The following is a 12,452-nucleotide window of genomic DNA, read 5'->3' on the forward strand; positions in this document are numbered from 1 at the left end:
TCGTCAGTTCCGCGCCGCCGGTCGCCGCGGCGGCCCGGGAGGCCTGGCTGACGTTGCGCGCCTCCGCCTTCAGCGCGAGGTTGGCGATCGCCGTGTCGAACCGCTCGATGGAGGTCGGCTCGTCCGGGCCGAGCAGGTACTCCTTGAGTTCCTTGCGGTCCTCGGCCAGCGGGTCGGACGCCGGATCGCGCACCGCGTCCAGCAGTCGGCCGAGCCCGGCCGCGTCGTTGTCGAGGATGACGGCCGCGCGCACGGCGGTGTTCTGCCGCTTGAACTCCTCCACGCCCAGCTCCGCCGAGTCGGTCACCGCGTACGGCTTGCCGCTCGCGATGAAGTCGGAGACGACGCTGGAGATGTCGGAGACCATCGCCTCGGAGGCGTTGAAGCAGTCGTACAGGTGCGGTTCGGAGCCCGTGATGACGCGGTGCTCGAAGGAGGGGAAGGAGCGCCAGTAGGCGTCGTTCCACTCGGCGCGCAGCCGGGCGGCCTCCTCGTGCTTGCGCATGTCGACCAGGCCGTCGCGGCTCGTCACCGCCTCGTCGGCGTTCGCGTCGAAGGCGAGGGAGAGGCTGTCCAGACGGGCCTTGAGGCGGGTCAGCTCGGCCTTCGCCTTCGCCTGCGCCGCCGGGTCCGCGGTGAAGCGGGGGTCGGCGGCGCGCTCGGCGGCGGCCTTCTTGATCAGGGCGACGATCCGGCGGTGCGCGGCGCCGGCCTTGGGGTTGCGGGTGCCGGTGAAGGGGTGCGGCTTGTACAGCACACGGACCGGGGGATCGGCCGCGACCAGCTTCCGGACGATGTTCTCGCCGGCCAGCAGCAGCGAGGTGTTGCCCGGGTTGTCGTCCCAGCCCTCCCAGGTGGGGGCGTACAGGATCGTCGGGATCCGGTCGTCCGGGGCGCCCTTCCACGGCTTGATCGGCGCGAGCTGCGGGCGGCCGACCTCGACGATGTCCTCGTCGCGGATGCCGACGTCGGCGATGGCGTAGCGGTCGCGGCCCGCGCGGCCGGCGGTCCACACCTCGTCGTAGACCTTGCTGAAGGGGTTGACGCTGGCGGCCTTGTCGCTGTCGCCGTGGCCGATGAAGACGTGCTTCATGGTGGGCACGCGCAGCAGGTGGATGTTCTTCCCGGTGTTCGCCGAGTACAGCGCGACCCGCACCATGGACAGGTCCAGGTTCATCAGGTGCACACCGCCGGGCACGCAGATGACGGGGACCGTGGTGGGCGCCATCTTCTCCAGGATGTAGCGCTCGCGCAGGAGGATCAGCGGACGGGAGTCCATCTGCTCCATGGTCTTCAGCCACATGTTGATCTGGTAGGCCGAGTCGGGCGAGCCGGAGAAGTACAGCACCGTCTCCGGGCGGTACTCGCGCAGCCAGGCGCCGACGGCCTTCAATACCTTGGGCGCCTTCGGCGGGATGCGCGTGGCCCGCAGGAAGGGCATCAGCGCGAGGACGTACAGCGTTCCCAGGCCCAGGGTGACACCGACGCCGGCGAAGGCGGCCCGCTCGGAGTCGGTGAGGGCGTAGCCGAGCAGGCCCACGAAGGCGGCGAGGTCGAGGTGGAGCATCTTCACGCCGGCCCGGGCGAGCAGGCGGCGCGGCGGGGCGTCCGGGATGGTCAGGCGGGAGACGAGGTCGACGTTCCTGGTGACGATCGGCATCTGGCGGCGCTTGCCGATCAGGGTGACCAGCGCGCCGTGCGGAGCCTGGAGGCCGAAGAAGATCGTGAAGCAGGCGATCGCCGCGTAGAAGGCCCTCTCCTCCGAGTGGCCCAGTCTCGCCAGGAGCAGGATCAGCAGCAGCTCACGGATCAGGAAGCGCGTCGACAGACCGGCTCTCACCTTGCCCAGGAGGCTGATGAGGTAGCTGCCCTTGCGGTGGAGGTACAGATCCGCCAGGTACGTCACGGCGGCCGCGGCGGCGAAGGCGGGGACGCTCGGGACGAGCGCGGCCAGCATGAGGCCGGGGTACCCCAGCGTCATGAGAGCCGCCGCGGCCAGCTCGGCCGCGCTGCCCACCCGGGCGACCCGAATAGCGGTGCTTATCACGGAGGAACCTGCTCTGGGAGGGTTGCCGGTCATTGAAGTCATAGAAGCCCGAAAGTCCGGAAAATCCCTTCTGAACGTTTCAGGATTTTTACGGATTCAGGCCTCCGTGAATACTCCGTAAACGGGGAGCCACAGAGGCCTGAATTTCAATGGCTATTTGGACCTGATTATGCCATGCCGTCCTGCCGGTCCAGTACGCCGGCCAGCGCCTGCTCGAAGCCGGAGGCCCGGCTGGCGTCGGCGGTCGGGTCCTGCTGACGGACGTCGATGACATGGCCGGTCAGCTCGGACAGCAGCACGTCGAGGGAGGTGCGGGCGACGGCCTCGGAGGACAGCAGGCTGCCCGCGGGCTCCTGGCCGAAGGCCTTGGTGCGCATCGGGGTCGCCGTGCGCTCCGGGTTGATGCAGTTGACCCGGATGCCCTCGCCGGCCCACTCGTCGGACAGGGCCTGGGTGAGGTTCACCATGGCCGCCTTGGTGGACGAGTAGAGGCTGTACTCGGCGCGACCGCGGGTGTAGCTGCTGGAGGTGTACAGCAGCAGCTGGCCCTTGGTCTCGGCGAGGTACTTGTAGGCCGAACGAGCTATCTGCACGGGTGCCAGGTAGTTGACTTTCAGCGCTTCCTCGATGGTCGCGTTGTCGGTCTCGGCGAGCTTGCCGATGCGCAGCACACCCGCCGTGTTGACGACGTAGTCGATGCGCCCGGTCTCGGCGTACGCCTTGGACAGCGCGTCGTCGACCTCCTCCGGGTTCTCCACGTGCGTGCCGGTGGTGGAGCGGCCCAGGGCGTAGACGTGGGCGCCGTAGGACTCCGCGAGTTCGGCGATGTCCTTGCCGATGCCGTACGAACCGCCGAAGACGACCAGGGTCTTGCTGGTCAGCAGTTCGCGGTAGGCCTCCTCGCCGTTCTGCTCGGGCGCGGCGGAGGAGGCGAGCTGGAACAGCTTGTCGGCGATGAAGACGTCGACCGGCTGCGTCACCTTCATGTTGTACTCGTCACCGGCCACGACGTGGATCGGCACGTCCGGCAGGTAGCGCAGTACGACGGTGCAGTCGTCCGTGGCCTGGAAGTTGGGGTCGCCCGCCGCCACCTCGTACGCCTTGCGGATCGTCGACAGCTTGAACGCCTGCGGGGTCTGGCCGCGGCGCAGCCGGGAGCGGTCCGGGATGTCGGTGATGAACTCGCCGTCCTCGCCGTGGGTGCGCGTGACGATGATGGTGTCCGCCGAGGGGATCGCGACGTCGACGGCCTGGTAGCGCTCCAGCGCGGTGACGCAGTCGTCGATGACGCGCTGGGAGAGCAGGGGCCGTACGGCGTCGTGGAAGAGGACGTTGAGGTCCTCGCCCTCGGCCAGGTTCTCGCCCAGGGCGGCGATGGCCCGCTCGGTGGTCTCGTTCCGTGTGGAGCCGCCCTCGATGATCCTGGAGACCTTCTTGAACCCGGCCTTGGCGACGATCTTCTCGATGTCGGGTACATAGCCCGGCGCCATCAGCACGATGACGTCGTCCACGGAGTCGGCGTTCTCGAAGGTGGTCAGGGTGTGCTCGATGACTGCCTTGCCGGCGATCTTCAGCAGCTGCTTGGGGATCGACAGACCAACCCGCTGGCCGGTGCCACCGGCCAGGATCACTGCGGTGGTTCGGGGCTTGGCTATGCGCTGGGACACAGATGACCTACCTCGGGGCGACAGGGAACGGGCAAATGGTCCCACTTGCGGTAACCGCGATGCAAGGTGAGTGACCTTCCGTGCATATGTGCGCGCCACCTGCCATTCACCTTGCTCTGCTGGCGATTGACGGGACGCCGGTGAAGCTTCCCGGAAGTCTTCCGGTAATTCCTGTGAGTAACTCCACAGGTAGTCACGTTGCGTCACGCCGGAGTGACACGCTCTTCATACATATGACCGTCAGGAATAGGGCCGGTCTGCGAGACCATTGCGATGGAATTCTCTCGAAGATTCCACAGTAATTCGATTTCTTCCGGAGAGAAAACCGGGAGGTCCGGGACGGTGCGATACGCCCGTCAACGGCCGGCCGTCCACGGCGTCGGGGCGGATGCCGAAGGGGCGGTGGCCGCGGTGGGGCAAAGGAAGACCCGCCACGGCCATGCCGAGGCGGGTCACACAGAGCGCGGAGCGGCTCTAGAAGGGCTCGAAGCCCTCGAACTCCTGCACCGCCTCGTCCCGTTCGGCCTGGCGGTCGCGGCGGCGCTGGGCGGCGGGCCGCGGCGCCTCGAAGCGGTGGTCCTCACCGCGGCGGCCGAGCATCTCGGCGCCGGCGGTCACGGACGGCTCCCAGTCGAAGACGACGGCGTTCTCCTCGGGCCCGATGGCGACACCGTCGCCGGACCGGGCGCCCGCCTTCATCAGCTCCTCCTCGACACCGAGGCGGTTGAGGCGGTCGGCGAGGTAGCCCACGGCCTCGTCGTTGTTGAAGTCGGTCTGGCGCACCCAGCGTTCCGGCTTCTCGCCCCGGACGCGGAACAGCGGCTCGCCGCCGACCTCCTCGCGGGTGACGACGAAGCCGGCGTCGTCCACGGCCTTGGGCCGGATGACGATCCGGGTCGCCTCCTCCTTCGGCCTGGCGGCCCGCGCCTTGGCCACCAGGTCGGCGAGCGCGAAGGACAGCTCCTTGAGCCCGAGGTGCGCCACGGCCGACACCTCGAACACGCGGTACCCGCGCGCCTCCAGGTCCGGCCGGACCATCTCCGCCAGGTCCTTGCCGTCCGGTACGTCGATCTTGTTCAGGACGACGATGCGGGGACGGTTGCCGAGCCCGCCGTACTGCCGGAGCTCCTCCTCGATGATGTCGAGGTCGGAGACGGGGTCGCGGTCGGACTCGAGCGTGGCCGTGTCCAGCACGTGCACGAGGACGCTGCACCGCTCGACGTGCCGCAGGAACTCCAGGCCGAGGCCCTTGCCCTGGCTGGCGCCCGGGATGAGACCGGGGACGTCGGCGATGGTGTAGACGGTCGACCCGGCGGTCACCACCCCCAGGTTCGGCACGAGGGTGGTGAACGGGTAGTCGGCGATCTTCGGCTTGGCCGCGGACAGCACCGAGATCAGCGACGACTTCCCCGCGCTCGGGTAGCCGACCAGCGCCACGTCGGCGACGGTCTTCAGCTCCAGGACGACGTCCCGCAGGTCCCCCGGCTCACCGAGCAGCGCGAACCCGGGCGCCTTGCGGCGGGCGCTCGCCAACGCCGCGTTGCCGAGGCCGCCCCGGCCGCCCTGCGCGGCGACGAAGGAGGTGCCGTGTCCGACGAGGTCGGCCAGCACATTGCCCGCCTTGTCCAGCACGACCGTGCCGTCCGGCACGGGAAGGACCAGGTCCTGCCCGTCCTTGCCGGACCGGTTGCCGCCCTCGCCCGGCTTGCCGTTGGTGGCCTTGCGGTGCGGGGAGTGGTGGTAGTCGAGGAGTGTGGTGATCGACTGGTCGACGGTGAGGATCACATCACCGCCACGCCCGCCGTTGCCGCCGTCGGGGCCTCCCAGCGGCTTGAACTTCTCACGGTGGACGGAGGCACAGCCGTGGCCTCCGTTACCCGCGGCGACGTGCAGTTCGACGCGGTCCACGAAGGTGGTCATGGTCAGTGCCTCCAAAGACGTACGGGGATGTTTCCTGTGTCAACACGCGAAAGGCGGACCCGCCTTCCCCGAAGGGAAGTGAGGTCCGCCTCGCGAGACGTTCTGCGGAAAAGCCTGAGGTCAGGCGACCGGAACGATGTTCACGACCTTGCGGCCGCGGAAGGTACCGAACTCCACCGCACCGGCCTGCAGCGCGAACAGCGTGTCGTCGCCGCCGCGGCCCACGCCGGAGCCGGGGTGGAAGTGGGTGCCGCGCTGGCGGACCAGGATCTCACCCGCGTTGACGACCTGACCGCCGAAGCGCTTCACGCCGAGCCGCTGGGCGTTGGAGTCGCGACCGTTCCGGGTGGACGATGCGCCCTTCTTGTGTGCCATGTCTCCTCAGTCCCTTACTTCGCAGCCGCGGGGATCTCAGTGACCTTGATCGCCGTGTACTGCTGGCGGTGGCCCTGACGACGGCGGTAGCCGGTCTTGTTCTTGTAGCGCAGAATGTCGATCTTCTGGCCCTTGTGGTGGTCCACGACCTCGGCCTGGACCTTGATGCCGGCCAGCACCCACGGGTCGCTGGTCACAGCGTCGCCGTCGACAACGAGCAGGGTCGAGAGCTCGACCGTGTCGCCAACCTTGGCGGTGGAAATCTTGTCAACCTCAACGATGTCGCCGACAGCAACCTTGTGCTGGCGACCACCGCTGCGCACGATGGCGTACACGCGGATCTCTCTTTCGCTCGGAGAACGGCATCCCCGCAGGCCAGCCACCCGGCACAACACACGAGCGGCCTCTCCCGGTCACTGTCCGCACCCGGGAGGAAGAGGTTTACGGGGATGTGGCATGCCAGTCGACACGCCGACGGTCAAGATTACGGGGCCGGTGTTCGGGGGTCAAACCGGGCCGGTCCCCCACCCGCTAACTCCTCGTCCTCGGGCCTCTCGTCCGCTCGACGACGAACCCGGACGTGCCGAGGTCGAAGTCGAACGGGGCGGGGATGCCAGCGGACGCCCGCGGGGCACGTCGCCCCGAGACCGGCACCTCTTGCGAGACGGGTCTCAGAGAACGCTGATCCACCGATCCGCATGTCGAGCACACGGGCAAGATCCGCCCCTACGTCCCCGACTTGCCGAGCCAGTCGACATCCTTGGTGGAGTCGGAGGTCGCTCAGCGACGAGGGAGACGGCGGCACCATCGGCGTGGCGGCCTCCCACATCCAATGCGGATCGTCTGCGACGTGAAGATCCGAGTGGCACGCGCGATCGAACCGGAGAAGTCGGTTGACAAGAGTCTCAAAGCGGCATTGCTCAGCTCGTCGCTGTTGTAGTCGATCTGGCCATCCGGCAGGGCTGGAGCCTCGCGGCGCCTCGAAGGAGGGCCTCCGAGGTGGCCCTCGGTCGGCGTGCGGCAAGGTTCGTGCGTCCGCCAGTCTGGCAGTGCGAAGCCAGGGCGTGGCGGGTTCGCCGCTCGGAGGGGGCCGGGAGCTTCGCTCCCCGTCGGAGGGCACAGGCCGCGATCAAACACGTCGTTGATCGGGCGCGGTCGTCCGCGCTGGATGCCCGCGGCCGACAGGCGGCCCCAGTTGCGGCGACGGCTTCGTCGCCGGGCAGGATCGGGATGCCGGAGAGCCAGTCGGCGAGTTCCTGGCGGCTCCGGGTGCCCCCGTGGCGAATCTCGGTCCACTTGTCCAGTTCACTGAAGGTCACGAAGGTGATCAGCGGCTTGCGGCCGATCAGCCTGGTGGCGAGCGGGCCGGCGAGCTTGCGCCTGTGGGACAGCGAGGCGACGTCGGTGTCGAGGATGACAGGTTGCACGGCGGCGGCTCAGGCGACGTCGCGGTGGCGCTCGGCATACGTGAAGGCCAGGAACTCCTCCAGCTCCTCGTCGTCGATGGTGTCGGTGACCTTCTGTTTGAGTCTTGCCGGTGGTCCGGTCGGCGGCGAGGACCTCGTCGCCTTCCTTGACCTGTTCGATGGGTTTGCGGCTGCCGTCGGCTATGACGACTTCGGTTCCCGGCATGAAACTGTTGGCGGCAGCCATCGAGGCCACGTCCATCGCGGTGCTCGTGCACTCGACCGCGGTCTCGATCTTGTCGGCCACGTCGCCGGTCTTGTCCGCCGCCTTGGTGATGTCGCCGGCGTACTTGGCCGCCTTCGCCGCCATCCGTCCGGCCCTCGCTGGCGTGCGGTACCAGCCCGGCTTGCGGGCTCCTGCCCGCAACTGCGTCTGGGCGCGTGCCCGGCTCCCGGTTCCTGTTCGTGCTCAGCGCCGCGGTCGCTGGCCATGGAGCTTCGACCTCATGTGCGCCGAGAACGGCTCCGGCGGCGAGGCCGACGTTTCCCGTCACTCTTACCGCTTGCCGGCCTTCCCGTCCCTCCAAGAAAGCGCCTGTCGGTAGTACTCCCGCCGGTCTTCGTCCTCGTCCACGAACTCAAGAATGTCGAACGCGGCCTCGGCGTTCCCGGACACAGCCTCGGCGTACAGCGCCAAGATGCCCTCACGCACCGCGGCGACGCACTGCTCCTCAAGATCGGGGCGACCGGCCTCGATCTCGCTTCGATGCGACTCCCCTGTCACGAGGTACTCCAGCATCCCCAGGAAGTGTCTCCTGACGGCGTCGTGCAGCTCCTCCCCCAGCGCCGTGAGCATCACAGGCACGGCATGAGGGGCCACCTCGAAGAGCATGCTCTGCACCTCAAGGTGGTTCTCCAGCGTGTGCCCGATCATCTCCTGCGTGCTCCGGGCGTCCAACAGTTTGGCGAACGTGTCTGTCAGATGCGCACCCGACTGCCCGCAGCCGCAGCGCAGTGCGGACCAGTCACGGCGTGCGAGCTCAAGCAGCGACGTCCTCATGATCTCCTCGCGTCCAGCAGCGACCTCACTCACGCCGACGGGGACCCCAGTAGTGCACTCGCCGCGGCCACGGCCGCCTCGAGCGATGCGTACTCCCTTCCCTGGCTGGACTCCCCGGACTGCTGGACGCGGTAGCCCCCGTCCTGCAAGGAGATGCGAACGGCGCCCTCACGGTCGGTGAACGACCGGGACAGCTGGAGGGACCGATGACTCAGGTCGGGGAAGTACGAGCGAAGCACAGGGTCCCGATGGGCGGCGTCGACCAGGTCCCGGTCGTCGCAGAATTCCGGCGCGCTGCGAAGCCAGTCCCACTGAGCGGCAATCGGGTCCGGGCTCGCCAGAACCCGGGCGAGTTCAGTGACCCGCATGAAGGGGTACCTTGCGCTCAGGGAATCGTACGACGCCCCTCCTTTCCAGTGCGCCGCCACCTCCACGACCTGGGACAACTCTGCTGTCATGCCGTCGGCAATCTGGAGCCAGTCCTGCGCAATGTGCACCGCGAAGCACCTTTTACTACCGACGAGGCTCACAGTGACGCTGCCCCTTCCCGTGTCGATCAGCGCAAACGTGTAGCCGGCGAAAACCGCTTTGGACCGAGTGCCGATCTGGCCTGTATCCAAGCCGCCGACCTCGGCGGCAGCCTGGAGACCGGACACTCACTCCGACGTCAGGACAAACGCCCGGAACAGGTGGGAACCCTTACACCACTTCTCAGGACGCAACCCGGCCGCCAGCACTCCTGCCTCACTATCGCTGCAAGTTTCTTGGAGGTGTGGAATCTGACCGATATCGAACTGGGACGTTACTCTGCCGATCGAGATCGGGAGGACTACGGATGCTGACACTGGACGAGGCGGTTACCCAACAGTGGGAACCCTTCACTCGCTGACGGCGCCCTGCGCGCCGTCGCCATTCAACGCGCGGTTCCCGACCCCGCGACCATCGACCACATCCTCGACTTCCTCGTCCCGCTCGATGCCCACGACGGCTTGCGCTTCTGGCCGGCCGCGGCTGCCGCCGGATGGCCGGGGAACCGCGTACGCGCTTTCCTCGAGAACTGCGTCGCAGGTCCCCGCCCCGACAATCACTGAGGCCGCCGCCTCGTCTCTGAAGGGAAAATACCGGACGTATCGCCCGCTGCAGCATTCCCCAGCCTTGAAATCGCATTTGCTCCACGTAGGCAAAGTGCCGGGCGCCCGACTGTATCGAAAATACATACTACTCGGAACCGGCGACCCGACGACAAACGGAAATATCCCTATTCCCACCATCCAAGCGGTTCGCCACTGTCAGGGTCGTACACGTTTCCATACATCCACTCGACTCCCTGATCCGGCAAATTTGCCATGACTGATTCGATGGCTTCGAATCCTGCAGAGACCGGGATCGTCAATACAACGAGATTCTCGAGCTCGCCGTCAACTCGACCACCGAGTTGCGAGATTCCGCGCTTGAGTTCGTCGAGGGCTTCCATTGAAACGCTTTGATGGAAACACTGTACGCAAACGTTTCCACCTCGCGCAAGGATGTCAACTCGCGGGGGCTCGTGCGCGAGCTTGATCTCATCGCCGGCAGCAATGCCCTGGAAAAAGCCCGGAGACAGCAAGACCTTGTACCGGTCATCTCCCAGTGGCATCACCTTCACCCTCTCCTGGGCCTTCACTCCGTCATCGGACTCGACATCCAGGAGAAGAGTGTCACATCGCACGTTAATCGGATCTTCCTCTCGGGGCTCCACAGCTTCCTCTCTCAGCGCATGACATTCCCAACGAAGGCGCACCTCGATCCTGAGCGCTTCCATTGCAGGCCATGCCCTCGATGCAGAGGTTTCCCTGCGTCAGGTTCCCACCCTTGGAGCGCGGGACGTTGACATGACCTATCTGCACATTCGCGGGATTCTTCGTTGTCTGGCCACACCTCCAGCACGTGAGAACACCGTCATTCTCCGCCTGCGCCTTCCGGACCATTTGATTGCGGATGGACGAGGGAACTCGCTTACCAGCAGTGGGCCCGCCCGAACTCGCCGCCATTTGCGCGGGCGAGGCGATCTCGCCATCGCGAAGGATGAACAACGGCAGCTGCGTGCCGCATGCCGGGGTACCACTGGTCGGACTGGAATTGTGCACCAGGACCGGAGTCGCCCCGGCGGCCACATAGTACGTGTGCGTGGTGTCGACGGTGAGGTTGTAGACCGCCGCCTGTTGTGTCCAGGCGCTGACCGCGTCGACCTGGACCCAGGTGCCGGTGCCGGTCTGGAGCCATTGCCCGGGCTTGAGTTCGCCGGCCTTGAGCCATTTCTTCAGGTCGGGGATCCAGAAGGGGTGGCCGGCGGTCGCGGTGATGGTGTCGGTGGCGTGGCCCTTGTCGCCGTCGGTGTCGATCGTGAGCTTGACGAGCTTCTTCTCGCCCTTGCCCTCGATGGTGTCGGTGACCTTCTGCTGGGAGGTCTTGCCAGTGGTCGGGTCGGTGGCGAGGACCCCGTAGCGCCTTCGACATCCTCAAGAAGCTGTTGGTGACGAGATCTGCGGCGGATCCGCTCCATTGAAGGAGAGGAAGCAGTCCCGATTCATACGGGAACCCACACCCCCAAGGGCTGACGGGGGTTCCGTACTCAACGAGTACACTCAGCCGACTGGGTCACTCGATCGAATTTGTGAACTCGTGCGCATGTACCCGTGTCTGACTCGATGTCTGCGGTCCTCAGTTGATAGACCGCCGACTCGATATTCACCAGCAGAAGTTCATCTGTGTGAGCCTCTGTTCCAGGCAGAGCCGCATCGAATACGGCCAGCGGACCCGTCGCGTTCACCACCGGACCATCCACCCAATTGTCCACATCGTCGATCCCCCCGCGCACAACCTCGATGAATCGGGCATCACTGGAGGCCGAGATCCATTGAACAATGGCGCAGAACTCCTCCATGAAAGCGGTCGGGGCGGGGATATCACCGATCACCAGCGCCAGCCCGGAGTCCGGCACCTCTCCGAAACTCACCAATCCGGTGTAGCCTTCGACCTCACAGGCGGATTCGTAATCAGAGTTCGCGTAGCCGCCCCAGAGGTTTCTCAACGATTCCTCCACGACAATCATCGGCCCGCCCTCGACTCGACCCACGTGAGGTCCATGGCGCCCTCTCCCTAAAGGCATCCGCAAACCCACCCACGACCTGCACGCCCTGATGAACGCCATCCTCTACGCCGACCGCACCGGCATCCCCTGGCGCTACCTGCCCCACGACTTCCCACCCCACCAGAGCGTCTACGGCTACTTCGCCCACTGGGAAGCCGACGGCATCTTCGACCAGCTCACCGGCCTCCTACGCGGCAAAGTAAGCCAGGCCGAAGGCCGCACCAGCGAGCCCAGCGCCTGCCTGATCGACAGCCAGAGCATCAAAACCTCCGCCACCGTCCACCTGACCAGCCAAGGCGTCGACCCCGCCAAGAAAATCATCGGACGCAAGCGGCACATCGTCACCGACACGCTCGGCCTCCTGCTGGCCGTCGCCGTCACCGCCGCCAGCGTCCACGACTCCGCCGCCGGCACCCACCTCCTGAGCTAAGTCCGCGAGCACCACCCCACCATCACCAAAGCCTGGGCCGACAACGGCTACAAGACCAAAGCCGTCGAACACGCCGCCGAGATCGGCATCGACCTGGAAATCGTCCAGCGCGACCCCGCCCTCCGCGGCTTTCGCGTCCAGCCCCGCCGCTGGGTCATCGAACGCACCCTCGGCTGGCTCATGCACCACCGCCGCCTGGCCCGCGACTACGGAACCCACCCGCACCGATCAGCAGCAATGATCCAACTCGCCGCCATCAACCTCATGACCCGGCGACTCACCCGCGAGACCACCACCAACTGGCGCGACAGCTAAGCCAAATGAAACGGGCAACAGAGAACCAAACGCTCACTTACTGAGGTTGAACTCGTGGTGTCGTGCCGTTGGTCAGGCAGGTCTGATGGTCAGGCCGGTCTC

Annotated in this window: 10 protein-coding genes and 2 pseudogenes; 1 reads left to right on the forward strand and 11 read right to left on the reverse strand. The window is 66.5% G+C overall.

Annotation, left to right across the window (positions count from 1 at the left end):
• The 11 genes and pseudogenes from ALMP_RS19145 to ALMP_RS19195 form a co-directional block, all read right to left on the reverse strand.
• A partial coding sequence (locus ALMP_RS19145; RefSeq protein ID WP_264929851.1) for a hypothetical protein occupies window positions 1-2,047 on the reverse strand: 2,047 nt, incomplete at its 3' end.
• Between the two features lie 167 nt (window positions 2,048-2,214).
• Window positions 2,215-3,714 carry a bifunctional cytidylyltransferase/SDR family oxidoreductase gene (locus ALMP_RS19150; RefSeq protein ID WP_264929852.1) on the reverse strand — a complete coding sequence of 500 codons (1,500 nt, stop codon included), beginning with the start codon at window positions 3,712-3,714 and terminating at the stop codon, window positions 2,215-2,217.
• Between the two features lie 474 nt (window positions 3,715-4,188).
• Window positions 4,189-5,634 carry a GTPase ObgE gene (gene obgE / locus ALMP_RS19155; RefSeq protein WP_264929853.1) on the reverse strand — a complete coding sequence of 482 codons (1,446 nt, stop codon included), beginning with the start codon at window positions 5,632-5,634 and terminating at the stop codon, window positions 4,189-4,191.
• Between the two features lie 120 nt (window positions 5,635-5,754).
• Complete coding sequence (gene rpmA, locus ALMP_RS19160; protein ID WP_142151933.1) at window positions 5,755-6,009, reverse strand: 50S ribosomal protein L27; 255 nt, start codon at window positions 6,007-6,009, stop codon at window positions 5,755-5,757.
• 14 nt (window positions 6,010-6,023) lie between these two features.
• Complete coding sequence (gene rplU, locus ALMP_RS19165) at window positions 6,024-6,344, reverse strand: 50S ribosomal protein L21 (RefSeq protein ID WP_004931419.1); 321 nt, start codon at window positions 6,342-6,344, stop codon at window positions 6,024-6,026.
• 970 nt (window positions 6,345-7,314) lie between these two features.
• On the reverse strand, window positions 7,315-7,785 hold the full coding sequence (locus tag ALMP_RS19170; RefSeq protein WP_264929874.1) for a Hint domain-containing protein: 471 nt from the start codon (window positions 7,783-7,785) through the stop codon (window positions 7,315-7,317).
• A 186-nt stretch (window positions 7,786-7,971) separates the two neighbouring features.
• Window positions 7,972-8,508 (reverse strand): hypothetical protein, encoded by a 537-nt coding sequence (locus ALMP_RS19175; RefSeq protein WP_264929876.1) that lies wholly within the window; start codon window positions 8,506-8,508, stop codon window positions 7,972-7,974.
• Window positions 8,505-9,131 (reverse strand): DUF6193 family natural product biosynthesis protein, encoded by a 627-nt coding sequence (locus ALMP_RS19180; RefSeq protein WP_264929878.1) that lies wholly within the window; start codon window positions 9,129-9,131, stop codon window positions 8,505-8,507. Before ALMP_RS19180 ends, ALMP_RS19175 begins: the two co-directional genes overlap by 4 nt.
• Before the next feature lie 602 nt (window positions 9,132-9,733).
• Window positions 9,734-10,276 carry a DUF4265 domain-containing protein gene (locus ALMP_RS19185; protein WP_264929879.1) on the reverse strand — a complete coding sequence of 181 codons (543 nt, stop codon included), beginning with the start codon at window positions 10,274-10,276 and terminating at the stop codon, window positions 9,734-9,736.
• Window positions 10,185-10,940, reverse strand: a pseudogene (locus tag ALMP_RS19190) (polymorphic toxin-type HINT domain-containing protein); the annotation flags it as partial. The pseudogene ALMP_RS19190 and the gene ALMP_RS19185, both read right to left, overlap by 92 nt.
• 146 nt (window positions 10,941-11,086) lie before the next feature.
• Entirely contained in the window at window positions 11,087-11,590 is a 504-nt protein-coding gene (locus ALMP_RS19195) for an immunity 21 family protein (RefSeq protein ID WP_264929881.1), read from the reverse strand.
• 10 nt (window positions 11,591-11,600) lie between these two features.
• Between ALMP_RS19195 and ALMP_RS19200 the strand changes: the two are divergent.
• A pseudogene (locus tag ALMP_RS19200) lies at window positions 11,601-12,350 on the forward strand (IS5 family transposase); the annotation flags it as partial.
• Between the last annotated feature and the right edge of the window lie 102 nt (window positions 12,351-12,452).

Source organism: Streptomyces sp. A012304 (assembly GCF_026008495.1).
Lineage (GTDB): Bacteria > Actinomycetota > Actinomycetes > Streptomycetales > Streptomycetaceae > Streptomyces.

Excerpts from the sequence above, each read along its gene's own strand:
- ALMP_RS19170 (WP_264929874.1), bottom strand. The coding sequence starts at position 7,785 with ATGGCGGCGAAGGCGGCCAAGTACGCCGGCGACATCACCAAGGCGGCG.
- obgE (WP_264929853.1), bottom strand. The coding sequence starts at position 5,634 with ATGACCACCTTCGTGGACCGCGTCGAACTGCACGTCGCCGCGGGTAAC.
- rpmA (WP_142151933.1), bottom strand. The coding sequence starts at position 6,009 with ATGGCACACAAGAAGGGCGCATCGTCCACCCGGAACGGTCGCGACTCC.
- ALMP_RS19185 (WP_264929879.1), bottom strand. The coding sequence starts at position 10,276 with ATGGAAGCGCTCAGGATCGAGGTGCGCCTTCGTTGGGAATGTCATGCG.